This window comes from Ectopseudomonas composti, from assembly GCF_900115475.1.
In the GTDB taxonomy this organism is placed as follows: Bacteria; Pseudomonadota; Gammaproteobacteria; order Pseudomonadales; family Pseudomonadaceae; genus Aquipseudomonas; species Aquipseudomonas composti.
Genome location: NZ_FOWP01000002.1, coordinates 197,285 through 219,582 on the forward strand (window position 1 = coordinate 197,285; position 22,298 = coordinate 219,582).

The 22,298-nt window shown below is 61.8% G+C and carries 21 protein-coding genes; 19 read left to right on the forward strand and 2 right to left on the reverse strand.

The features are described from left to right. Nucleotide 1 precedes the first annotated feature (1 nt). The 13 genes from lpxD to ispD all read left to right on the forward strand — a co-directional run bounded on the left by lpxD (nt 2) and on the right by ispD (nt 15,649). A complete protein-coding gene (gene lpxD / locus BM059_RS04585) occupies nt 2–1,057 on the forward strand; it encodes a UDP-3-O-(3-hydroxymyristoyl)glucosamine N-acyltransferase (RefSeq protein ID WP_036998541.1) in 1,056 nt (351 codons plus the stop codon). 47 nt (nt 1,058–1,104) lie between these two features. Continuing rightward, a complete protein-coding gene (gene fabZ / locus BM059_RS04590) occupies nt 1,105–1,545 on the forward strand; it encodes a 3-hydroxyacyl-ACP dehydratase FabZ (RefSeq protein ID WP_036998539.1) in 441 nt (146 codons plus the stop codon). Then, nucleotides 1,542–2,318 (forward strand): acyl-ACP--UDP-N-acetylglucosamine O-acyltransferase, encoded by a 777-nt coding sequence (lpxA, locus tag BM059_RS04595; protein ID WP_074937031.1) that lies wholly within the window; start codon nt 1,542–1,544, stop codon nt 2,316–2,318. Before fabZ ends, lpxA begins: the two co-directional genes overlap by 4 nt. A gap of 163 nt (nt 2,319–2,481) precedes the next feature. After that, nucleotides 2,482–3,615: a lipid-A-disaccharide synthase gene (gene lpxB, locus BM059_RS04600; protein WP_074937033.1), complete on the forward strand. Its 1,134-nt coding sequence runs from the start codon at nt 2,482–2,484 to the stop codon at nt 3,613–3,615. Continuing rightward, nucleotides 3,615–4,214 carry a ribonuclease HII gene (gene rnhB, locus BM059_RS04605; RefSeq protein ID WP_074937034.1) on the forward strand — a complete coding sequence of 200 codons (600 nt, stop codon included), beginning with the start codon at nt 3,615–3,617 and terminating at the stop codon, nt 4,212–4,214. Before lpxB ends, rnhB begins: the two co-directional genes overlap by 1 nt. A gap of 114 nt (nt 4,215–4,328) precedes the next feature. Beyond that, the gene (gene dnaE, locus BM059_RS04610; protein ID WP_074937036.1) at nt 4,329–7,859 is read left to right on the forward strand and encodes a DNA polymerase III subunit alpha; all 3,531 of its coding nucleotides are present in this window, start codon (nt 4,329–4,331) and stop codon (nt 7,857–7,859) included. 141 nt (nt 7,860–8,000) lie between these two features. Beyond that, the gene (locus BM059_RS04615) at nt 8,001–8,951 is read left to right on the forward strand and encodes an acetyl-CoA carboxylase carboxyltransferase subunit alpha (protein ID WP_074937038.1); all 951 of its coding nucleotides are present in this window, start codon (nt 8,001–8,003) and stop codon (nt 8,949–8,951) included. A 58-nt stretch (nt 8,952–9,009) separates the two neighbouring features. Then, nucleotides 9,010–10,332, forward strand: coding sequence for a tRNA lysidine(34) synthetase TilS (tilS, locus tag BM059_RS04620; RefSeq protein WP_074937040.1), 1,323 nt, complete (start codon nt 9,010–9,012; stop codon nt 10,330–10,332). A gap of 151 nt (nt 10,333–10,483) precedes the next feature. Beyond that, a complete protein-coding gene (locus tag BM059_RS04625) occupies nt 10,484–12,115 on the forward strand; it encodes a CTP synthase (protein ID WP_036998525.1) in 1,632 nt (543 codons plus the stop codon). A gap of 3 nt (nt 12,116–12,118) precedes the next feature. Next, on the forward strand, nt 12,119–12,964 hold the full coding sequence (kdsA, locus tag BM059_RS04630) for a 3-deoxy-8-phosphooctulonate synthase (RefSeq protein ID WP_074937041.1): 846 nt from the start codon (nt 12,119–12,121) through the stop codon (nt 12,962–12,964). Between the two features lie 151 nt (nt 12,965–13,115). Then, complete coding sequence (gene eno / locus BM059_RS04635) at nt 13,116–14,405, forward strand: phosphopyruvate hydratase (RefSeq protein WP_074937044.1); 1,290 nt, start codon at nt 13,116–13,118, stop codon at nt 14,403–14,405. A gap of 270 nt (nt 14,406–14,675) precedes the next feature. Then, entirely contained in the window at nt 14,676–14,954 is a 279-nt protein-coding gene (gene ftsB / locus BM059_RS04640; RefSeq protein WP_036998521.1) for a cell division protein FtsB, read from the forward strand. Beyond that, nucleotides 14,951–15,649, forward strand: a complete 699-nt coding sequence (gene ispD, locus BM059_RS04645; protein ID WP_074937046.1) for a 2-C-methyl-D-erythritol 4-phosphate cytidylyltransferase — start codon at nt 14,951–14,953, stop codon at nt 15,647–15,649. The genes ftsB and ispD overlap by 4 nt, the downstream gene beginning before the upstream one ends. A gap of 13 nt (nt 15,650–15,662) precedes the next feature. On the opposite strand, the gene BM059_RS04650 is transcribed toward ispD, so the two are convergent. Both BM059_RS04650 and BM059_RS04655 read right to left on the reverse strand, forming a co-directional pair. Next, nucleotides 15,663–15,986 carry an HPF/RaiA family ribosome-associated protein gene (locus BM059_RS04650; protein ID WP_074937048.1) on the reverse strand — a complete coding sequence of 108 codons (324 nt, stop codon included), beginning with the start codon at nt 15,984–15,986 and terminating at the stop codon, nt 15,663–15,665. Between the two features lie 143 nt (nt 15,987–16,129). Beyond that, nucleotides 16,130–17,026, reverse strand: coding sequence for a LysR family transcriptional regulator (locus BM059_RS04655; RefSeq protein WP_036998518.1), 897 nt, complete (start codon nt 17,024–17,026; stop codon nt 16,130–16,132). Between the two features lie 173 nt (nt 17,027–17,199). Between BM059_RS04655 and BM059_RS04660 the strand changes: the two genes are divergently transcribed. The 6 genes from BM059_RS04660 (at nt 17,200) to BM059_RS04685 (ending at nt 22,293) form a co-directional block, all read left to right on the forward strand. Continuing rightward, nucleotides 17,200–18,312, forward strand: a complete 1,113-nt coding sequence (locus BM059_RS04660; RefSeq protein WP_074937050.1) for an S-(hydroxymethyl)glutathione dehydrogenase/class III alcohol dehydrogenase — start codon at nt 17,200–17,202, stop codon at nt 18,310–18,312. Nucleotides 18,313–18,405: 93 nt separating this feature from the next. Beyond that, complete coding sequence (fghA, locus tag BM059_RS04665; protein ID WP_074937052.1) at nt 18,406–19,248, forward strand: S-formylglutathione hydrolase; 843 nt, start codon at nt 18,406–18,408, stop codon at nt 19,246–19,248. 105 nt (nt 19,249–19,353) lie between these two features. Next, a complete protein-coding gene (gene ispF / locus BM059_RS04670; RefSeq protein WP_036998512.1) occupies nt 19,354–19,827 on the forward strand; it encodes a 2-C-methyl-D-erythritol 2,4-cyclodiphosphate synthase in 474 nt (157 codons plus the stop codon). Next, nucleotides 19,824–20,882 (forward strand): tRNA pseudouridine(13) synthase TruD, encoded by a 1,059-nt coding sequence (gene truD, locus BM059_RS04675; protein ID WP_074937054.1) that lies wholly within the window; start codon nt 19,824–19,826, stop codon nt 20,880–20,882. The genes ispF and truD overlap by 4 nt, the downstream gene beginning before the upstream one ends. After that, on the forward strand, nt 20,870–21,619 hold the full coding sequence (gene surE, locus BM059_RS04680; RefSeq protein ID WP_036998506.1) for a 5'/3'-nucleotidase SurE: 750 nt from the start codon (nt 20,870–20,872) through the stop codon (nt 21,617–21,619). Before truD ends, surE begins: the two co-directional genes overlap by 13 nt. After that, nucleotides 21,619–22,293, forward strand: coding sequence for a protein-L-isoaspartate(D-aspartate) O-methyltransferase (locus tag BM059_RS04685; RefSeq protein ID WP_036998504.1), 675 nt, complete (start codon nt 21,619–21,621; stop codon nt 22,291–22,293). Before surE ends, BM059_RS04685 begins: the two co-directional genes overlap by 1 nt. Nucleotides 22,294–22,298 lie beyond the last annotated feature (5 nt).

Below are 22,298 nucleotides of genomic sequence, written 5' to 3' on the forward strand. Positions count from 1 at the left end.
CATGACGGTGACAGTTACTCTCGGCCAGTTGGCCGAGCGCCTGGGCGCCACATTGCGTGGCGCCGAAGGTAAGGTCATCACGGGCCTGGCCACCTTGCAGGAGGCCAGGCCCGAACAGTTGAGCTTCCTGGCCAACGCCCAGTATCGCAAGTTCCTGGCGCAGACCCAGGCCGGTGCTGTGCTGCTCACTGCGGCCGATGCCGAAGGCTACGCTGGCGATGCCCTGATCGTGGCTAATCCTTACCTGGCCTATGCCGCGATCTCGCACCTGTTCGATCGCAAGCCCAAAGCTTTGCCTGGCGTTCATGCCACTGCACAGGTTGCCGATGACGCTCAGGTCGATCCGAGCGCTAGCATCGGTGCTTACGCGGTCATCGAAAGTGGTGCATGCATCGGTGCCGACGTCAGCATCGGCGCGCATTGTGTGGTTGGTGCGCGCAGCGTGATCGGCGAGGGCGGTTGGCTGGCTCCTCGGGTGACGTTGTACCACGATGTGCAGATCGGCAAACGTGTGGTGATTCAGTCCGGCGCGGTGATTGGTGGCGAGGGTTTCGGTTTCGCCAACGAGAAGGGTGTCTGGCAGAAAATTGCGCAGATCGGTGGGGTGACCATCGGCGATGACGTCGAGATCGGTGCCAACACCACGGTTGATCGCGGTGCGCTGTCCGATACCCTGATCGGCAATGGTGTGAAACTGGACAACCAGATCATGATCGCGCACAACGTGCAGGTTGGTGACAACACCGCCATGGCCGGCTGCTGCGGGATTTCCGGTAGCACCAAGATCGGCAAGAACTGCATGATCGCCGGTGGTGTGGGTATGGTTGGGCATATCGAAGTGTGCGACAACGTGTTCGTCACCGGCATGACCATGGTGACCCGTTCGATCACCGAACCGGGCGCCTATTCTTCCGGTACCGCCATGCAACCGGCGGGCGAGTGGAAGAAGAGCGCTGCACGCATTCGTCAATTGGACGAGATGGCCAAGCGTCTGCGCGAGTTGGAAAAACAGCTGGCTGCCGTGACCCAGGGCGCGGATACCTCATCTGATGCCTGAGCGCGGTCTTTCCGCGCTCTTTTCTTTTCTTACAGGCTAAACCGGACATGATGGACATCAACGAAATTCGTGAATATTTGCCGCACCGCTATCCGTTCCTGCTGGTGGATCGTGTGGTGGACCTGGACGTCGAAGGCAAGACTGTTCGCGCCTACAAGAATGTCAGCATCAACGAGCCGTTCTTCAATGGCCACTTTCCCGAGCATCCGATCATGCCAGGCGTGCTGATCATTGAAGCCATGGCGCAGGCTGCCGGGATTCTCGGCTTCAAAATGATGGGCGTTAAACCGGCCGATGGCACCCTGTACTACTTCGTCGGCTCCGACAAGCTGCGCTTCCGCTCTCCCGTTACTCCCGGCGATCAGCTGATGCTGGAAGCCAAGTACCTGAGCGACCGCCGCAGCATCTGGAAATTCGAGTGCCGTGCCACCGTCGATGGCAAGGAAGTCTGCTCCGCTGAAATCATCTGTGCGGAACGCAAACTATGAGTTCGATTGACCCACGCGCGATCATCGACCCCAGTGCCAGATTGGCCGACGACGTTGTCGTCGGCCCGTGGAGCATTGTCGGGGCCGATGTGGAAATTGGCGAGGGTACAGTCATCGGCCCGCACGTAGTGCTCAAGGGGCCGACCGTGATCGGCAAGCACAACCGCATCTACCAGTTTTCTTCGGTTGGCGAAGACACGCCGGACCTGAAGTACAAGGGCGAGCTGACTCGCCTGGTGATCGGCGATCACAACACGATTCGTGAAGGTGTCACCATTCACCGTGGCACCGTACAGGATCGCAGTGAAACCACTATTGGCGATCACAACCTGATCATGGCCTATGCCCATATCGGCCATGACAGCGTGATCGGTAACCATTGCATCCTAGTCAACAACACGGCACTGGCCGGGCATGTCTGGGTCGATGACTGGGCGATTCTGTCCGGTTATACCCTGGTGCATCAGTTCTGCCGTATTGGTGCGCACAGCTTCTCCGGCATGGGCACCGCAATCGGCAAGGACGTCCCGGCCTTCGTCACCGTCTTTGGCAACCCTGCCGAAGCGCGCAGCATGAACTTCGAGGGTATGCGTCGTCGTGGTTTCTCTGCCGAGGCTATCGCCGCGTTGCGCAGAGGCTACAAGCTGGTCTATCGCCAGGGCCTGACGGTAGAGCAGGCGCTGAACGAACTGGCCGAGTCCGCTGCTCAATTCCCGGAAGTGGCGATCTTCCGCGACTCCATTCAGGCTTCGACGCGCGGCATTACCCGCTAAGAACCTGTTCGAAATCTGCTGCGCGTCGGCCCTGCTGGGTTAGAAAGCAGGCTGCAGTGTTCAGCGCGGTCAAATGCTCATTTACCTTGTAAACTCCGCTTTTTCGCCTGCTTATGCCTTGCATGGCTCTAGCTCGCGAGATTTGCACAGGTTCTAGATCTCTATGAACAGACCCCTTCGCGTCGCACTGGTCGCCGGTGAGGCGTCCGGTGACATTCTTGGCTCCGGTCTGATGCAGGCCATCAAGCAGCGCTATCCGGATACCGAATTCATTGGTGTCGGTGGTGCGCGGATGGAAGCCGAGGGCCTGAAATCCTATTTCCCGATGGAGCGGCTGGCTGTCATGGGCTTGGTCGAGGTGCTCGGCCGCCTGTTCGAACTGCTTGGCCGTCGCCGTCAGCTCGCTCGTGATCTGATCGCCGTACAGCCAGACGTGTTCATTGGCATCGATGCGCCCGATTTCAATCTGGGCCTGGAGCTCAAGCTGCGCCGCGCTGGAATCAAGACGGTGCACTATGTCAGTCCGTCGGTCTGGGCTTGGCGGCAGAAGCGGGTGCTGAAAATTCGCGAAGCCTGTGACCTGATGCTGACGCTGTTCCCGTTCGAGGCACAGTTCTACGACGAGCATCAGGTGCCGGTGCGCTTCGTCGGTCACCCGCTGGCCGATGCCATCCCGCAGCAGGCCGACCGTATTGCCGCGCGCGAAGCGTTGGATCTGCCGCAGCATGAGCCGGTGGTGGCTTTGATGCCGGGTAGTCGAGGCGGTGAAGTTTCGCGCCTTGGCGAGCTGTTTCTCGATGCGGCGATTCGTCTGCGTGCACTGCGTCCCGGCATTCGCTTCCTCATGCCCTGTGCCACGCCTGAGCGTCGCGAGCAGCTGGAGCAAATGCTGGCTGGACGTGACCTGCCACTGACGTTGCTCAATGGTCGCTCTCACGAGGCGTTGGCTGCCTGCGATGCGGTGCTGATTGCCTCGGGGACGGCGACGCTGGAAGCGCTGCTGTACAAGCGACCGATGGTGGTGGCGTACCGTGTGGCGCCGCTGACTTATCGTATCCTCAAGCGCCTGGTCAAGAGCCCCTATATCTCGCTGCCCAATCTACTGGCCGAGCGCCTACTGGTGCCTGAGCTGATTCAGGATGCGGCGACCCCTGAGGCGCTCGCTCAGGCTGTGGCGCCGCTGATCGACGGCGGTCAGGTGCAGACCGAAGGCTTCGACGTGATCCACCGTGCGCTGCGTCGTGACGCGTCGTTGTCGGCGGCCGACGCCGTGCTCAAGCTGGCGGGGCGTGCCTGATGCAGCTGGGTCTCGATTTTACCTTGGTCGAGGAACTGGTCGCGGGCGTCGACGAGGTAGGGCGCGGTCCGCTCTGCGGTGCGGTGGTCACGGCAGCGGTGATCCTCGATCCAGCGCGGCCGATTTTTGGTCTGAATGACTCGAAGAAACTCTCCGAAGCCCGTCGCGAAGCGCTGTTCGACGAGATTCGTGAGAAGGCCCTGGCCTGGTGCATCGCCCGCGCCGAGATGGAGGAGATCGACCAGCTGAATATCCTGCATGCCACCATGCTGGCCATGCAGCGCGCCGTCGAGGGGCTGAGCGTTACGCCGAAACTGGCGCTGATCGACGGCAACCGCTGCCCCAAACTGGCGGTGCCGAGCGCGCCGGTGGTCAAGGGCGATAGCCGGGTGCCGGCCATCGCCGCTGCCTCGATCCTGGCCAAGGTCAGTCGCGACCGCGAGATGCTCGAGATGGATCGCCTTTATCCCGGTTACGGCATTGCCGGGCACAAGGGCTACCCCACGCCGGTTCACCTCGAAGCGCTCAAGCGTCTGGGGCCGACGCCGATCCATCGACGTTCCTTCGCCCCGGTGCGTACCTTGCTGGAAGGCGTGTAACTGCATGGCCCGGATGTAATCCGGGAAATGCCACGCCAGTTGAACCTCTGGCCCTAAGCCAGACCCTCTTAGGCTACAATCCGCGCTTTGTCGTTTTCACCTGCAAGGCCGCCCATGACTCAAGCGTTCGTCCACCTGCGTTTGCACACCGAATACTCCCTGGTCGATGGTCTGGTGCGGGTCAAACCGCTGATCAAGGCCGTCGTGGGGGCCGGCATGCCAGCGGTGGCAGTCACCGACATGAGCAACATGTGCTCGTTGGTGAAGTTCTACAAGACGGCCATGGGCGCTGGGATCAAGCCGATCTGTGGCGCCGATATCTGGATGGCCAGCGCCGAAGAAGATGGCCCGCTGACACGCCTGACGCTGTTGGCAATGAATGCCAAGGGCTACCGCAACCTCACCGAACTGATCTCCCGCGGCTGGTCCGAAGGGCAGAGCAACGACCTGGTGATCATTCAGCGCGATTGGGTCAAGGATGCGACCGAAGGTCTGATCGCACTCTCCGGCGCCCGCGAGGGCGAGGTAGGGCAGGCGCTGCTGGCCGGTGACGAGGTGCTGGCCGAGACGCGCCTGCGTGAGTGGATGCAGGTATTCCCGGATCGTTTCTATCTCGAGGTGCAGCGCACCAGCCGTGTGGGTGACGAGGAATACCTGCACGCCGCCGTAGCCCTGGCCGATCGCGTTGAGGCGCCGCTGGTGGCGACCAACGATGTGCGCTTCATCAAACAGGACGATTTCGAGGCTCACGAGACGCGCGTGTGCATCGGTGAAGGCCGTACCCTGGATGACCCGCGCCGGCCACGTCACTACTCCGATCAGCAGTACCTGAAAAGCGCCGCCGAGATGTGGGAGCTGTTCTCCGACCTGCCCGAGGCACTGGAGAACACCGTCGAGATCGCCAAGCGCTGCAACATTGAGGTGCAGCTCGGCAAGTACTTCCTGCCCGACTTCCCCACGCCCAACGGCATGGGCATCGACGATTACCTGCGTCATGCCTCCTTCGAGGGCCTGGAAGAGCGCCTGGAAGTGCTGCTGCCCAAGGACACGCCGGATTACGAGGCCAAGAGGCAGGTCTACATCGACCGCCTCAACTTCGAACTCGACATCATCATTCAGATGGGTTTCCCAGGTTACTTCCTGATCGTGATGGACTTCATCCAGTGGGCCAAGAGCAATGGCGTGCCGGTCGGGCCGGGTCGTGGTTCGGGTGCCGGCTCGCTGGTGGCCTACGTGCTGAAGATTACCGACCTCGATCCGCTGGCCTATGACCTGCTGTTCGAGCGCTTCCTCAACCCCGAGCGGGTTTCCATGCCCGACTTCGACGTCGACTTCTGCATGGATGGCCGCGACCGGGTGATCGACTACGTAGCGGAGAAGTACGGACGCAACGCGGTGAGCCAGATCATCACCTTCGGCTCCATGGCGGCCAAGGCGGTAGTGCGCGACGTGGCGCGGGCGCAGGGCAAGTCCTACGGCCTGGCCGATCGTCTGTCGAAGATGATCCCCTTCGAAGTGGGCATGACCCTGGAGAAGGCCTTTGATATGGAGGAGCCGCTGCGCGACTTCCTCAAGAACGACGAAGAAGCCCAGGAAATCTGGGACATGTCGCTCAAGCTCGAAGGTGTGGTGCGCGGTACCGGTAAACACGCGGGGGGTGTGGTGATCGCGCCAACCAAGCTCACCGACTTCTCGCCGATTGCCTGCGACGAGGAGGGTGGCGGTCTGGTGACCCAGTTCGACAAGGACGACGTCGAGCAGGCCGGCCTGGTCAAGTTCGACTTCCTTGGCCTGCGTACCCTGACTATCATCAAGTGGGCGATGGAAACCATCCATCGCATCCAGAAGCGCGATGGTGCGCCGGACGAGGATCTGGTCAACATCGACTTCATCCCGCTGGATGACAAGAAGACCTACGACATGCTGCAGCGGGCGGAGACCACGGCAGTCTTCCAGCTTGAATCGCGCGGCATGAAGGAGCTGATCAAGAAGCTCAAGCCCGACTGCCTGGAAGACATGATCGCCTTGGTGGCGTTGTTCCGTCCCGGCCCGTTGCAGTCCGGCATGGTGGACGACTTCATCAACCGTAAGCACGGTCGTGCCGAGCTGTCCTACCCGCACCCGGATTACCAGTACGCCGGCCTCGAACCGGTGCTCAAGCCCACCTACGGCATCATCCTGTATCAGGAGCAGGTGATGCAGATTGCCCAGGTCATGGGCGGTTACACCCTGGGTCAGGCGGACATGCTGCGTCGTGCCATGGGCAAGAAAAAGCCCGAGGAGATGGCCAAGCAGCGCGGTGGCTTCATCGAAGGTTGTGCCAGTAACGGTATCGATGCCGAGCTGGCGGGTAACATCTTCGATCTGGTAGAGAAGTTCGCCGGTTACGGCTTCAACAAGTCGCACTCCGCCGCCTATGGCTTGGTCTCCTACCAGACCGGCTGGCTCAAGGCGCATTACCCGGCGCCGTTCATGGCGGCGGTGCTCTCGGCGGATATGCACAACACCGACAAGGTGGTGATCCTGGTGGAAGAGTGCCGCAACATGAAGTTGCGCATCGATCCGCCGGATGTGAACGTTTCCGAGTTCAAGTTCACCGTCAACGACGACGGCCGTATCGTCTATGGCCTGGGTGCGGTCAAGGGCGTGGGCGAAGGGCCGGTGGAGGCCATCGTCGAATGCCGTGCCGAGGGTGGGCCGTTCAAGGACCTGTTCGATTTCTGCAACCGCGTCGACCTCAAGCGCATCAACAAACGTACCCTGGAAGCGCTGATCCGCAGCGGCGCGCTGGATCGCCTCGGTCCGTATTATCAGGACGAGCTCAAGGCCTACCAGGCTAGCGTGGACAAGAATCGCGCCGTGCTCCTGGCATCGATGGAAGAGGCCGTGCAGTCCGCCGAGCAGACCGCACGCAGCGCCGAGAGCGGTCACATGGACCTGTTCGGCGGCCTCTTCGCCGAACCCGAGGCAGACGTCTACGCCAACCACCGCAAGGCGCGCGAGCTGCCGATCAAGGAGCGTCTGAAAGGCGAGAAGGACACCCTGGGCATCTACCTGTCCGGTCACCCCATTGACGAGTACGAAGGCGAGATTCGCCGTTTCGCCCGCCAACGTATCGTCGAGCTGAAGCCGGCGCGTGACACCCAGACCATCGCTGGGATGATCGTCAACCTGCGGGTGATGAAGAACAAGAAGGGCGACAAGATGGGCTTCATCACCCTCGATGACCGCTCCGGGCGAATCGAGGCTTCGCTGTTCGCCGATGCCTTCGCCAGCAATCAGGCGCTGCTGCAGAACGATGCGCTGGTGGTGGTCGAGGGCGAAGTCAGCAACGACGACTTCTCCGGTGGCTTGCGTCTGCGTGCCAAACGCGTGATGAGCCTGGAGGAGGCACGCACCGGCCTCGCCGACAGCCTGCGGGTGAAGGTCGCCAGTGAGGCATTGAAGGGTGATCGACTGCGCTGGCTGGCCGAATTGTGCAGCAAGCACAAGGGCGCCTGCCCGGTGACGCTGGATTACACTGGCGAGGAGGCACGCGCCTTGCTTCAGTTTGGCGACGCCTGGCGGATCGACCCGGCTGACACTTTGATTCAGGCATTGCGTGACCAGTTCGGGCGCGACAACGTCTTTTTGCACTACCGCTGATGCGAGAGGGGGGTGATTGCCCCCTTTGTGTTGGCATCGACACCAACGGGTGTCGACCCGCTGCGTCCTATCCCTTAAGGTAGGGCGCCTAATGGATACAAGCTCCCCGGCCACTTGGCCGTCGACGCAAGACGGATGACTATGAACCCGAATTTCCTCGATTTCGAACAGCCGATCGCCGACCTGCAAGCCAAGATCGAAGAGCTCCGCCTGGTTGGTAACGACAACTCGCTGAATATCGGCGACGAGATTGCCCGCCTGCAGGACAAGAGCAGCGCTCTGACCGAGAGCATCTTCGGCAACCTGAGCAGTTGGCAGATCGCTCAGCTGGCTCGCCATCCGCGCCGCCCGTACACCCTGGATTACATCCAGCACATCTTCACTGAGTTCGACGAGTTGCACGGTGATCGTCACTTCTCCGATGACGCCGCCATCGTCGGCGGCGTGGCTCGCCTGGGTGAGCAGCCGGTGATGATCATTGGTCACCAGAAGGGTCGTGAAGTGCGTGAGAAGGTGCGCCGCAACTTCGGCATGCCGCGTCCTGAGGGCTATCGCAAAGCCTGCCGCCTGATGGAAATGGCTGAGCGCTTCAAGATGCCGATCTTCACCTTCATCGACACCCCCGGCGCTTATCCGGGTATCGATGCCGAGGAGCGTGGCCAGAGCGAGGCCATCGCCTGGAACCTGCGCGTCATGGCGCGCCTGAAGACACCGATCATTGCCACTGTGATCGGTGAGGGTGGTTCCGGCGGCGCACTGGCCATCGGCGTCTGCGACCAGCTGAACATGCTGCAGTATTCCACCTATGCGGTGATTTCGCCGGAAGGCTGCGCCTCGATTCTCTGGCGTACTGCCGAGAAGGCTCCGGATGCTGCTGAGGCCATGGGTATCACTGCCGAGCGCCTGAAGGATCTGGGTATCGTCGATCAGGTGATCGGCGAGCCGCTGGGCGGTGCTCATCGTGATCCGGCTGCGGCTTCCGAGTCGATTCGTCAGGAGCTGATCAAGCAACTGGCCAGCCTGCAGAAGCACGATACCGAGGCGCTGCTCAAGCGCCGCTATGAGCGTCTGATGAGCTACGGCATCGCCTGAGTTCGTTCTGCGTGCATCTCAACGGGCCTTCGGGCCCGTTGTTGTTTAAGCTTGAATGATGACAGCTCTCGATCTTCGCCTGCGCCAGGCCTTGCAGCCCTGGCGAGCGGCTCCTGCCTGGCGTATTGCCTTTTCTGGTGGCCTGGATTCCAGCGTACTGCTGCACCTGCTCGCTGACTGGGCGCGCAGCGAAGATCTGCCGCCGATTTCCGCCATTCATGTCCATCATGGCCTGCAGGCGGCGGCCGACGCCTGGCCCGAGCATTGCGCGCGCGTTTGCGTGCAACTGGGTATCGCTCTGGAGGTCGTGAGGGTTCAGGTCGCGCCTGGTGCCAGTCTCGAACAGGCTGCGCGGAACGCGCGTTATGAGGTGTTCGCTGAGCGGCTGGGCGTGGGCGACGTTCTGCTCAGTGCCCAGCATCGCGACGATCAGGCCGAAACTCTGCTGTTTCGTCTGTTGCGTGGCGCTGGTGTGCGCGGGCTGGCAGCCATGCCGGCCAGTCGGCCGCTGGGGCAGGGCAGTCTGTTGCGGCCGTTGCTCGACAGCTCTCGAGCCGAGTTGCATGAATATGCGCTGAGTCATGGCATTGCCTGGATCGAAGACCCAAGCAATGCCGATGAGCGTTTCAGTCGCAATTTCCTGCGCAGACAGGTTATGCCGCTGCTTGCAGGGCGCTGGCCGCAGGTCACTGCAAGCCTTGAGCGCAGCGCCAGGCACCTGGGCGAGGCCCAGCAGTTGCTCGATGAGCTGGCCGAGATGGACCTGGTGGCTGCTCGTGGTGTTTCTGCATGTCCCTGGCTGCCTCTGCAGTCTCTGGATCTATCGGCGCTGAGCGCTCTGAGTGATGCGCGCCAGCGCAATCTGCTGCGGTATTGGTTGGCGCCGCTGACCCGCATGCCCGATAGCGATCACTGGGCTGGCTGGTGTGATCTGCGTGATGCTGTCGTGGATGCGACACCGATCTGGAGGCTTGCCGATGGTGAGCTGCATCGTGCCGATGGTCGGCTCTGGTGGCTCAGTGGTGAGTGGCTGAATCCATTGACGATGATCGATCTGCCTTGTGCGGCATTCCGCGAATCTGCGGAGCTTCCTGGCAACGGTCGCGTGCAGGTACTGGGCGAGCTGCCGCATGGTCGCTGGCATTTGCGCTATCGCCAAGGCGGTGAGTCGCTGCAGGTGCCGGGGCGCGGCAGGCGTGATCTCAAACGCCTGCTCAATGAAATGCGTGTGCCGGCATTTGTACGCCCGCGCCTGCCGCTGCTGTTCGATGCTGAGGAGCTGGTGGCGGTGGCGAATCTGACTCAGTCGCCAGGAGTAGAGGCCTGCGAAGCGCGCCTGCACTGGTCGCCGCCTATCGGCGCGCAAGGTTTGAGCTGGTAAGGCGTTTCGGGTAGACTACGCTCCCGTCTTACTACAGCTTTTGCCGACTCCCTCAGGGAGCTTGGCGAGCTTGCCATTGTTCTTACTGATGGCGCTCCTTCGCTTTCCCCGGCGGCACTGACCGCTTAAACGCAGACTTCTAGGGTTTTTCATGACGCGCTACATCTTCGTCACGGGTGGTGTTGTTTCTTCATTGGGGAAAGGCATCGCCTCGGCTTCACTGGCGGCCATCCTGGAGGCGCGGGGCCTGAAGGTCACGATGCTCAAGCTGGACCCTTACATCAACGTCGATCCGGGCACCATGAGCCCGTTCCAGCACGGTGAGGTGTTCGTCACCCACGACGGCGCCGAGACCGACCTTGATCTGGGCCATTACGAGCGCTTCATCCGCACCACGATGAGCAAGAGCAACAACTTCACCACTGGTCGCGTCTATGAAGACGTGCTGCGCAAAGAGCGCCGTGGTGATTACCTGGGTGCGACCATCCAGGTCATTCCGCACATCACCGACGAAATCAAACGTCGCATCATCAAAGGTGCCGGCGATGCCGACGTGGCCCTGGTGGAAATCGGCGGCACCGTCGGCGATATCGAGTCGCAGCCATTCCTCGAGGCGATCCGTCAACTGCGCGTGGAAGTGGGTGCCAAGCGCGCCATGCTGATGCACCTGACCCTAGTGCCGTACATCGCCACCGCTGGTGAGACCAAGACCAAGCCGACTCAGCATTCGGTCAAGGAGCTGCGCTCCATCGGTCTGCAGCCGGACGTGCTGGTGTGCCGTTCCGACCATCCGATCGATGTCTCCTCGCGCCGCAAGATCGCCCTGTTCACCAACGTTGAAGAGCGTGCGGTGATCAGCCTGGAAGACGTCGACACCATCTACAAGATTCCGGGCGTGCTGCATGCTCAGGGCCTGGATGACTTCGTCGTCGAGCGTTTCGGCCTGGAGTGCGGCGGCGCCGACCTGTCCGAGTGGGATCGCGTCGTCGATGCCAAGCTCAACCCGGAAAACGAAGTCACCATCGCCATGGTCGGCAAGTACATGGAACTGCTCGATGCGTACAAGTCGCTGATCGAAGCGATGAGCCACGCTGGCATCCAGAACCGCACCAAGGTCAACTTGCGTTATATCGATTCCGAAGACATCGAGAATCAGGGCACTGCGCTGCTCGAAGGTGTCGATGCCATTCTGGTGCCGGGCGGCTTCGGTCTGCGTGGCGTGGAAGGCAAGATCAAGACCGTGCAGTATGCCCGCGAGAACAAGATTCCCTACCTGGGTATCTGCCTCGGCATGCAGGTGGCGGTGATCGAGTATGCCCGTAACGTCGTGGGCTGGACCGACGCCAACTCTTCCGAGTTCGACATGGCCAGCGCTCATCCGGTGGTTGGTCTGATTACCGAATGGCAGGATGCGACTGGCGCCACCGAACAGCGCAGTGAGAGCTCCGATCTCGGCGGTACCATGCGCCTCGGCGCCCAGGACTGCCAGCTGCAAGCCGGTTCGCTGGTACACGACTGCTACGGCAAGGACGTGATCGTCGAGCGTCACCGTCATCGCTATGAGGTGAATAACAACCTGCTGCCGAAACTGACCGACGCCGGCCTCAAGGTCACTGGTCGTTCCGGCGATGGTGCGTTGGTCGAAGTGGTCGAGGCACCGAACCATCCGTGGTTCGTCGCCTGCCAGTTCCACCCGGAATTCACCTCCACGCCGCGTGACGGTCACCCGCTGTTCAGCGGTTTCGTCAATGCTGCGCTGGCGCAGAAAGCGAAGAAGGCTTAAAGCATGGCACAGAAGATCATCAAGGTTCGCGGCATCGAGATCGCCAACGACAAGCCGTTCGTGCTGTTCGGTGGCATCAATGTGCTCGAGTCGCGCGACCTGGCCATGCAGGCCTGCGAGGAGTACGTACGGGTGACCGAGAAGCTCGGCATTCCCTACGTGTTCAAGGCCAGCTTCGACAAGGCCAACCGTTCCTCCGTCACCTCTTTCCGTGGCCCTGGCCTGGAAGAGGGCATGAAGATCTTCGAGGAAGTGAAGAAGACCTTCGGCGTGCCGGTGATCACTGACGTCCACGAGCCGCACCAGGCGGCTGCCGTGGCCGAAGTCTGCGACATCATCCAGTTGCCGGCCTTCCTGTCGCGGCAGACCGACCTGGTGGTGGCCATGGCCAAGACCAGCGCGGTGATCAACATCAAGAAGGCGCAGTTTCTCGCCCCGCAGGAAATGAAGCACATCCTGACCAAATGCGAAGAGGCCGGTAACGATCAGTTGATCCTCTGCGAGCGTGGTTCCTCCTTCGGTTACAACAACCTGGTGGTGGACATGCTCGGCTTCGGCATCATGAAGCAGTTCGAGTACCCGGTGTTCTTCGACGTGACCCATGCCCTGCAGATGCCGGGTGGTCGCGCCGACTCTGCTGGCGGCCGCCGTGCCCAGGTCACCGATTTGGCCAAGGCCGGTATGAGCCAGGGCCTTGCGGGCCTGTTCCTCGAAGCGCACCCGGATCCGGAAAACGCCAAATGCGACGGCCCCTGCGCCCTGCGCCTGAACAAGCTGGAGCCGTTCCTCACCCAGCTCAAGCAGTTGGATGACCTGATCAAGAGTTTTCCGCCAATCGAGACTGCCTGATCCGGTCGTAATCCGGTAAAGTGCCGCCCGAGAAAAATCCCCCTGACCCGTGAGTCAGAGTGAGCCGTCGATCTGCCCTTGGTTGGGCAGCGGCGGCCCAGTGCAGCCTGCTGCTGCCGTCTTATCGTCAACCTTTGGAGCGTTATCAAGAATGGCAAAGATCGTCGACATCAAGGGTCGTGAGGTTCTCGACTCCCGCGGTAACCCCACCGTGGAAGCGGATGTAATTCTGGAAGGCGGTATCGTCGGCAGCGCGTGCGCTCCGTCCGGTGCCTCCACCGGCTCGCGTGAAGCGCTGGAACTGCGTGACGGCGACAAGAGCCGTTACCTGGGCAAGGGCGTGCTAAAAGCCGTCGGCAACATCAATGGTCCGATCCGTGACCTGCTGCTGGGCAAAGACGCTGTCGACCAGAAAGCCCTGGATCGCGCGATGATCGAGCTCGATGGCACCGAAAACAAGGCGACTCTGGGCGCCAATGCCATCCTCGCCGTGTCCCTGGCTGCCGCCAAGGCCGCTGCCCAGGCAAAAGGCGTACCGCTGTACGCGCACATCGCCGACCTGAATGGCACCCCGGGCGTCTACTCCATGCCGGTCCCGATGATGAACATCATCAACGGCGGCGAGCACGCCGATAACAACGTCGACATCCAGGAGTTCATGGTGCAGCCGGTTGGCGCCAAGAACTTCGCCGATGCTCTGCGCATGGGCGCCGAGATCTTCCATCATCTCAAAGCCGTGCTCAAGGCCCGTGGCCTGAACACTGCCGTCGGTGACGAAGGTGGTTTCGCACCGAACCTGGCCTCCAACGAAGACGCCCTGGCCGCCATCGCCGAAGCCGTTGCCAACGCCAGCTACACGCTGGGTGACGACGTGACGCTGGCCCTGGACTGCGCCTCCAGCGAATTCTTCAAGGACGGCAAGTACGACCTGGAAGGTGAGGGCAAGGTGTTCAGCGCTGAAGGCTTCGCCGACTACCTGGCCGGTCTGACCGAGCGTTACCCGATCATCTCCATCGAAGATGGCATGGACGAGTCTGATTGGGCTGGCTGGAAAGTCCTGACCGATAAGATCGGCGAGAAGGTACAGCTGGTTGGCGACGACCTGTTCGTGACCAACACCAAGATCCTCAAGCGCGGTATCGACGAGAAGATCGGCAACTCGATCCTGATCAAGTTCAACCAGATCGGTTCGCTGACCGAGACCCTGGAAGCCATCCAGATGGCCAAGGCTGCCGGCTTCACTGCCGTGATCTCGCACCGCAGCGGCGAAACCGAAGACAGCACCATCGCCGACCTGGCTGTCGGTACTGCCGCTGGTCAGATCAAGACCGGCTCGCTGTGCCGTTCTGACCGCGTTTCCAAGTACAACCAGCTGCTGCGCATTGAAGAGCAACTGGCAGGCAAGGCTCCGTACAAGGGCCGTGCCGAGTTCCGCGGCTAATTTTCGCGTGACGGAAAAGGGCGACGCGAGTCGCCCTTTTTTGTAGGCGATGGCTGCTTAGTAGGGTGCGCCCTGCGCACCAGCGTCGATGGCGGATTGCTGGTGCGCACGGCGCACCCTACCACTGCGAACCCGCAGTGCGTTTTATCGGTCTCTTGGAACCTTTGCACGGATGCAGGTACTGAAATCCCATGTCACTCATCAGCCGGCTTCTTTTCAAGCATGAACGCAGCCCCTACCATGCCGATTACTCAATCTGCGAGTCGCTCCATGCGTAGTCCGTATTGGCTGTTCGTCGTGCTGATCCTGTTGCTGGCCGGGCTGCAGTATCGCCTGTGGGTCGGCGAGGGCAGTCTTGCTCAGGTGAGCCGTTTGCAGCAGCAAATTGCCGAGCAGCAGGGCGAGAACGAACGCCTGCTGGAGCGTAACCGTATCCTCGAGGCTGAGGTGATGGAGCTCAAGCGCGGTATGGAAACCGTGGAAGAGCGTGCGCGTCAGGAGCTGGGCATGCTCAAAGAGGGTGAAACCCTCTATCTGCTGACCGAATGACCACGAAATTCTGGCTGGTGATTCCGGCTGCTGGCGTTGGTGCGCGCATGGCCGCCGACCGCCCCAAGCAGTACCTGCAGATCGCCGGTCACTGCATTCTCGAGCACACCCTGCATTGTTTTCTCGATCATCCAGGCCTGTTGGGGGCTACGGTGTGCGTTGCTGTGGATGACCCGTTCTGGCCGCAATTACCTCTGGCCAGTGATCCGCGTATCCGCCGGGCGCCTGGCGGGCGTGAGCGTGCCGATTCGGTGCTGGCCGGGCTGGAGTCATTGCTGGCCGGCGGTGCCGATTGCGATGACTGGGTGCTGGTGCACGACGCCGCGCGTCCCAACCTTGCCCCTGAGGACCTGGATCGCCTGCTGGAGAGCCTGGCCGATGATCCGGTGGGCGGCCTGTTGGCGGTGCCGGCGCGCGATACCCTCAAGCGTGCCGGGTGCGATGGCCGGGTGGCGGAGACGATTGATCGTAGTGCGATCTGGCAAGCTTACACGCCGCAGATGTTCCGTCTTGGCGCCCTGCGCGAGGCGCTGGCGCAAGCGTTGGAACAAGGCGTGGCAGTGACCGATGAAGCCTCGGCCATGGAGTGGACAGGGCAGTCGCCTCGTCTGATCGAGGGCCGAGCGGATAACCTCAAGGTCACCCGCCCGGAAGACCTGCATTATCTAAAGCGTATCTGGCGCGAGAGTCGCTGAGCGATCCTCGGCATCAGTGCGTCCAGCGTTTGGCATCTTTGCCCAGGTTGCGGTCCAGTGCGTTGGTCAGCTTGTTCATGGCGCCGTCGATCGCCTGCTGCAGTTCGCTGGCATCGTGGGAAACCGTCAGCGGATCACGTCCCTTCATCCGTGCCTCGACCTTGCAGCGCTTGTCCTGTGGGCCGTTCTTGAGCGCGTTCTCGTCGGAAAGATGAATTTCGATGCGGGTGAGGTGGTCCTCGTAGCGCTGGAGCTTGTCTCGGACGCGACCGCTAATGTCGTCCTTGAAGTCAATCGAGGAGGTGACGTGCTTACCACTGTTGACCAGAACCTGCATAACCATGTCCTCATGTAGCTGAGTTCGTGAGGCCCCGTTTGGACGGGGTGCATGGGTTGTGACGCGGTCTTCTCGCTCAAGTTTCGCGCCGGCTTGTGACATTCCATGACTGTTCAGGTCGGCGACAAGGTTGTTACAGCACGTCAGGCAGGGTCGATGTATTCGGCGCGTTGGCTCAGGCCTTGGCGCAGGGCATCGATCAACTGACGAACCTTGGGCGATAGATGACGTTGCTGCGGATAGAGCGCCCAAACTGCGGTATTGGGTGGGCGATGCTGCTCCAGCAGGGAGACCAGTCGCCCGCAACGCAGGTGTTCGAGTACATAGTAGTCGGGCAACTGGCACAGGCCGAAACCGCGTAGCGCTGCATCGAGCACGGCCTGGCCGCTGTTGCAGCGCCAGTTGCCCTGTACCCGAATCTGAGTCTCTCGACCGTTCTCGGCGAAGCTCCAGGCCTCGCTGCTGCCGATCAGGCAATTGTGCCGCGCCAGCTCCGACAGCGAATGGGGGCGGCCATAGCGCTGCAGGTACTCGGGGGCTGCGCACAGGTACATCTCGCGGGGCGCCAGGCGTGCCGCCATCAAGCGCGAGTCTTGCAGGCGCCCCAGGCGGATGGCCAGATCCAGGCCGTCGTGCAGCAGATCGAGCTGGCGGTTGGACAGTTCAATTTCTACGCGCAACTGCGGATGCAGCGCCATGAAGTCATTGACCAGCGGCACGATGAAGCGCTCGCCGTACGCCACGGCGCAGGTCATGCGTAGCAGCCCCTTGGGTTCCGCGCCGAGATCACCGACCGCCCGCAGGGCTTCTTCACGCGCATCTTGCAGGCGCTGGCAATGCTGCAGGAACAGCTGGCCGGCTTCGGTCAGGGCCACGCGGCGTGTGCTGCGGTAGAACAGCCTGCTTTGCAAGCGGTCTTCCAGGCGCGCCACCTGGCGACTGACCTGAGAGGTCGACAGCCCCAGTCGTTCAGCGGCAGCACTGAACTGGCCGCACTCGGCGACGGCGACGAACTCGTCCAGGCCTTCCCAGCGATTCATGCTTGCTCCCTGTCGTAGCCCGGATGCAATCCGGGAAATCTCGATGTGATCATCCTACGTATTCTTCGATCATTATCCCTGTATGGCAATAATGTTTTTCATTCGGGCGGATTATCTCTTTCGCTAGTTCAAATAGACTGCATGGCTATCGTCCAACCGACTGGAGAATCCGCATGATCAAGTCCCGTGCTGCCGTTGCCTTCGCCCCGAACGAGCCCCTGAAGATCGTCGAAGTGGACGTCGAGCCGCCCAAGGCCGGTGAAGTGCTGGTACGTATTGTCGCTACCGGCGTGTGCCACACCGACGCCTACACCCTCTCCGGCGCCGACTCCGAAGGGGTGTTCCCGTCGATCCTGGGTCATGAGGGCGGCGGTATCGTCGAAGCCATTGGCGAGGGCGTCACCTCGGTAGCTGTTGGTGATCACGTGATCCCGCTGTACACCGCCGAATGCCGCACGTGCAAATTCTGCCTCTCCGGCAAGACCAACCTGTGCAGCTCGGTACGCGCGACACAAGGCAAAGGCCTGATGCCTGATGGCACCACGCGCTTCAGCTACAACGGTGAGCCGATCTACCACTACATGGGTTGCTCGACTTTCTCCGAGTACACCGTGTTGCCGGAAGTATCCCTGGCGGTCATTCCCAAGGATGCACCGCTGGAAAAGGTCTGCCTGCTCGGCTGCGGCGTGACCACCGGCATCGGCGCCGTGCTCAACACTGCCAAGGTGGAAGAGGGCGCCACCGTGGCCATCTTCGGTCTGGGCGGTATCGGCCTGGCAGCGATCATCGGCGCCAAGATGGCCAAGGCCTCGCGCATCATCGCCATCGACATCAACCCGGCCAAGTTCGACGTGGCCCGTGAGCTGGGTGCGACCGATTTCGTCAATCCGAAGGATCATGACAAGCCGATCCAGGACGTGATCATCGAGATGACCGACGGCGGCGTGGACTACAGCTTCGAATGCGTCGGCAACGTACAGCTGATGCGTGCTGCGCTGGAATGCGCCCATAAGGGCTGGGGTGAGAGCGTGATCATCGGCGTGGCCGGTGCCGGCCAGGAGATCAGCACCCGTCCGTTCCAGCTGGTGACCGGCCGTGTTTGGCGCGGCAGCGCATTCGGTGGCGTGAAAGGCCGTACCGAGCTGCCGAGCTACGTGGAAAAGTCGCAGCGCGGCGAAATTCCGCTGGATACCTTCATCACCCACACCATGGGCCTGGACGAGATCAACGAAGCCTTCGACCTGATGCATGAAGGCAAGAGTATCCGTACCGTCATCCATTACTAAGTGAATAGGCGCGGCGCTTCGGCGTTCCCCTGTAGGGTGCGCTGTGCGCACCAGGATCCAGCGGTGCGCACGGCGCACCCTACGGAGATCGTGATGACTCTAGAGATCGTATCCAGCAATAAAAGCTTTGGCGGCTGGCACAAGCGCTATCGCCATCGCTCCAACAGTCTCAACTGCGACATGGTATTTGCTGTCTACCTGCCGCCGCAGGCCGAGCAGGGCGCCAAGCTGCCGGTGCTGTACTGGCTGAGCGGCCTGACCTGTACCGATGAGAACTTCATGCAGAAGGCCGGTGCCCAGCGCATGGCCGCCGAGCTCGGGCTGATCATCGTCGCGCCCGACACCAGCCCGCGTGGCGAAGGTGTGGCCGATGATGCCAATGGCGCCTATGACTTCGGTCTTGGCGCTGGCTTTTACCTCAATGCCACTCAAGAGCCCTTCGCCCGTCACTACCGCATGTATGACTACGTGGTGCAGGAGCTGCCGGCGTTGATCGAGGCCAATTTCCCCGTGTCGGACAAGCGTGGCGTCGCCGGTCATTCCATGGGCGGCCACGGTGCGCTGATCTGCGCGCTGAAGAATCCGGGGCGTTATCAGTCGGTGTCGGCGTTCTCGCCAATCAGTACCCCGATGAACTGCCCCTGGGGCGAGAAGGCGTTCTCGCTGTACCTGGGCGAGGAGCGCTCGCGCTGGCGCGAGTGGGATGCCAGCGTGCTGATTGCCGAGGCGAGCGAGCAGCTGCCGATCCTGGTCGATCAGGGTGATCGTGACGACTTCCTCGAAGGCCAGCTCAAACCGCAGGTGCTGCAGGCCGCGGCCAAGGCAGCCGGCCATCCGTTGACGCTGCGTATGCAGCCGGGCTATGACCATAGCTACTACTTCATCGCCAGTTTCATCGACGATCACCTGCGCCACCACGCGGCCGCCTTGCGCTAGCCCTAGCCCGGATGAAATCCGGGAAATTCGCCCCCCGGATTTCATCCGGGCTAGGGGGCAATGCGGTTAGAATCACGCCCTGACTTTTTCAGGGCGTTGTTCTTTATGCGTATCGGTCATGGTTATGACGTGCACCGCTTCGGCGAAGGTGAGTTCATCACCCTCGGCGGCGTGCAGATTCCCCATACATTCGGTCTTGTCGCGCATTCCGATGGCGACGTGCTGCTGCATGCCCTGAGCGATGCCTTGCTTGGCGCGGTGGCGCTGGGCGATATCGGCAAGCACTTCCCTGATACCGATCCGACCTTCAAGGGCGCCGACAGTCGGGTGCTACTGCGTCATGTGATGGGCCTGGTACGTGCCAAGGGCTACGTGGTGGGTAATGTCGACGCCACCATCATTGCTCAGGCGCCGAAGATGGCGCCGCACATCCAGCACATGCGTGAGCGTATCGCCGAGGATCTGGGCGTGGAACTGGATCAGGTCAACGTCAAGGCCACCACCACCGAGAAGCTTGGCTTCACCGGGCGCGAGGAAGGTATCGCGGTGCACGCCGTGGCCCTGCTGGTCAAGGCATGAACGAACTGCAACTGCTCGGGCCGCGTGCCCATGGCGACGCCTGCGGGCGCGCGGTACTCAAGGCTACGGCTGAGGATTTCCAGGTCGACGAGGTACTGGACATTCCGCTCACCGGTCAGGGTGAGCACCTCTGGCTGTGGGTGGAAAAGCGCGGTCTGAATACCGAAGAGGCTGCCCGGCGTATTGCCCGCGCTGCTGGGCTGCCGCTCAAGGCCGTCAGCTATGCCGGCCTCAAGGACCGCCAGGCGCTGACTCGGCAATGGTTCAGCCTGCATCTGCCAGGCAAGGCCGATCCTGATCTGACGGCGGCGCAGGGCGATGACCTGGCCATCCTCAGCAGTCAGCGGCACAACCGCAAGCTGCAACGTGGCGCCCATGCTGCCAATGGTTTCACCTTGCGCCTGACTGCTCTGGAGGCGGACCGCGATGCGCTGGAGCAACGCCTGCAGCGTATGGCCGAACAAGGGGTGCCCAACTACTTCGGCTTGCAGCGCTTCGGCTTCGATGGCGGCAACGTCGAGCAGGCGCGTGATTTTGCCTCGCGGCAAGAACTGCCGGTGCAGCGCAACCTGCGTTCGCGCCTGCTGTCGTCGGCGCGCAGCTACCTGTTCAACCAGGTACTGGCCAAGCGTGTGGCTGCCGGCACCTGGAACCAGGCGCAGATCGGCGACCTGTTAGCCTTCACTGGCAGTCGCAGCTTCTTCATGGCTGGCGAGGCCGAGTGTATTGACCCGCGTCTGGCCATTCTCGATCTGCACCCCACCGGCCCGCTGTGGGGCGACGGGCCTTTGCCGACCACTGCTGAGACCCACCAGCTGGAGCAGGCGGTAGCCGATCAGGCTGCGCAACTGGTGCAATGGCTGATCAAGGCGGACATGGCGCACGAACGGCGAATTCTGCGCCTCCCCATCGGCGGCCTGTCATGGCATTATCCCGAGCCCGATATTCTGCAACTTGCATTCGTCCTGCCGGCCGGGTGTTTCGCCACCGTGGTGGTGCGCGAATTGCTCGATCTGGTGCCAGCAGGGCAGACGGATACTCCATGCGAATTCTGATTTCTAACGACGACGGGGTGAACGCGCCCGGTATCGCTGCGTTGCACCAGGCGCTGGCTGACTACGCCGAGTGCGTGGTGATCGCGCCTGCCGAAGACAAGAGCGGCGCCAGCAGTGCGCTGACGCTCGACCGTCCGCTACACCCGACGGCCTTGGCCAATGGTTACATCAGCCTCAATGGCACGCCGACCGACTGCGTGCACCTGGGGCTCAATGGGTTGCTCGAGCAGACACCGGACATGGTCGTCTCAGGTATCAACCTGGGCGCCAACCTGGGCGATGACGTGCTCTATTCCGGCACTGTCGCCGCTGCGTTGGAAGGCCGCTTCCTGAGCAAGCCGGCGTTCGCCTTTTCGTTGCTCTCGCGTCTGCCCGACAATCTGCCGACCGCTGCCTATTTCGCCCGCAAGCTGGTCGAAGCCCACGAGCGGCTCGAGCTGCCACCGCGCACCGTGCTCAACGTCAACGTGCCCAACCTGCCGCTGGAACACATTCGTGGTGTGCAATTGACCCGCCTCGGCCACCGCGCGCGCGCGGCGGCTCCGGTCAAGGTGGTCAATCCGCGTGGTAAGGAAGGTTACTGGATCGCGGCGGCCGGGGATGTCGAGGACGGCAGCCAAGGCACCGATTTCCATGCAGTGATGCAAGGTTATGTATCGATCACGCCGCTACGGCTCGATCGCACGTTCAATGAGGCCCTCGAAACGATGGATGGCTGGTTGGAGGGCATCTTCTGATGCGTGGACAGGACGACATGCAGCGCAGCGGGATCGGTATGACCTCGCAGCGCACCCGTGAGCGATTGATTCAGCGCCTCTACGAGGAAGGGCTGTCCAACGCGCGGGTGCTGGAAGTGATCCGCCGTACACCGCGTCATCTGTTCGTCGACGAGGCGCTGGCTCATCGCGCCTATGAGGACACTGCGCTACCCATCGGCCACAACCAGACCATTTCCCAGCCTTACATGGTCGGGCGCATGACCGAGCTGTTGCTGTCTGCCGGCCCGCTGGACAAGGTGCTGGAGATCGGCACCGGCTCTGGTTACCAGACCGCTGTGCTGGCGCAACTGGTCGAGCGGGTGTTCTCGGTGGAGCGTATCCAGGTGCTGCAGGATCGTGCCAAGGAGCGTCTGGCCGAACTCAAGCTGCGCAACGTGGTCTTTCGCTGGGGTGATGGCTGGGAAGGCTGGAACGCGCTCGGCCCTTATAACGGCATCATCGTCACTGCCGCCGCCGCGCAGGTGCCGCAGGCCTTGCTCGACCAACTGGCTCCAGGTGGGCGCTTGGTCATCCCGGTCGGCAGTGGCGATGTGCAGCAACTGCTGCTGATCATTCGTGAAGCGGATGGTTTTTCCCGTCACGTCCTGGACGCCGTGCGCTTCGTACCGCTGCTCAACGGGCCCCTGGCCTGATCGCT

Excerpts from the sequence above, each read along its gene's own strand:
- lpxD (WP_036998541.1), top strand. The coding sequence starts at position 2 with ATGACGGTGACAGTTACTCTCGGCCAGTTGGCCGAGCGCCTGGGCGCC.
- fabZ (WP_036998539.1), top strand. The coding sequence starts at position 1,105 with ATGATGGACATCAACGAAATTCGTGAATATTTGCCGCACCGCTATCCG.
- lpxA (WP_074937031.1), top strand. The coding sequence starts at position 1,542 with ATGAGTTCGATTGACCCACGCGCGATCATCGACCCCAGTGCCAGATTG.
- lpxB (WP_074937033.1), top strand. The coding sequence starts at position 2,482 with ATGAACAGACCCCTTCGCGTCGCACTGGTCGCCGGTGAGGCGTCCGGT.
- rnhB (WP_074937034.1), top strand. The coding sequence starts at position 3,615 with ATGCAGCTGGGTCTCGATTTTACCTTGGTCGAGGAACTGGTCGCGGGC.
- dnaE (WP_074937036.1), top strand. The coding sequence starts at position 4,329 with ATGACTCAAGCGTTCGTCCACCTGCGTTTGCACACCGAATACTCCCTG.
- BM059_RS04615 (WP_074937038.1), top strand. The coding sequence starts at position 8,001 with ATGAACCCGAATTTCCTCGATTTCGAACAGCCGATCGCCGACCTGCAA.
- tilS (WP_074937040.1), top strand. The coding sequence starts at position 9,010 with ATGACAGCTCTCGATCTTCGCCTGCGCCAGGCCTTGCAGCCCTGGCGA.
- BM059_RS04625 (WP_036998525.1), top strand. The coding sequence starts at position 10,484 with ATGACGCGCTACATCTTCGTCACGGGTGGTGTTGTTTCTTCATTGGGG.
- kdsA (WP_074937041.1), top strand. The coding sequence starts at position 12,119 with ATGGCACAGAAGATCATCAAGGTTCGCGGCATCGAGATCGCCAACGAC.
- eno (WP_074937044.1), top strand. The coding sequence starts at position 13,116 with ATGGCAAAGATCGTCGACATCAAGGGTCGTGAGGTTCTCGACTCCCGC.
- ftsB (WP_036998521.1), top strand. The coding sequence starts at position 14,676 with ATGCGTAGTCCGTATTGGCTGTTCGTCGTGCTGATCCTGTTGCTGGCC.
- ispD (WP_074937046.1), top strand. The coding sequence starts at position 14,951 with ATGACCACGAAATTCTGGCTGGTGATTCCGGCTGCTGGCGTTGGTGCG.
- BM059_RS04650 (WP_074937048.1), bottom strand. The coding sequence starts at position 15,986 with ATGCAGGTTCTGGTCAACAGTGGTAAGCACGTCACCTCCTCGATTGAC.
- BM059_RS04655 (WP_036998518.1), bottom strand. The coding sequence starts at position 17,026 with ATGAATCGCTGGGAAGGCCTGGACGAGTTCGTCGCCGTCGCCGAGTGC.
- BM059_RS04660 (WP_074937050.1), top strand. The coding sequence starts at position 17,200 with ATGATCAAGTCCCGTGCTGCCGTTGCCTTCGCCCCGAACGAGCCCCTG.
- fghA (WP_074937052.1), top strand. The coding sequence starts at position 18,406 with ATGACTCTAGAGATCGTATCCAGCAATAAAAGCTTTGGCGGCTGGCAC.
- ispF (WP_036998512.1), top strand. The coding sequence starts at position 19,354 with ATGCGTATCGGTCATGGTTATGACGTGCACCGCTTCGGCGAAGGTGAG.
- truD (WP_074937054.1), top strand. The coding sequence starts at position 19,824 with ATGAACGAACTGCAACTGCTCGGGCCGCGTGCCCATGGCGACGCCTGC.
- surE (WP_036998506.1), top strand. The coding sequence starts at position 20,870 with ATGCGAATTCTGATTTCTAACGACGACGGGGTGAACGCGCCCGGTATC.
- BM059_RS04685 (WP_036998504.1), top strand. The coding sequence starts at position 21,619 with ATGCGTGGACAGGACGACATGCAGCGCAGCGGGATCGGTATGACCTCG.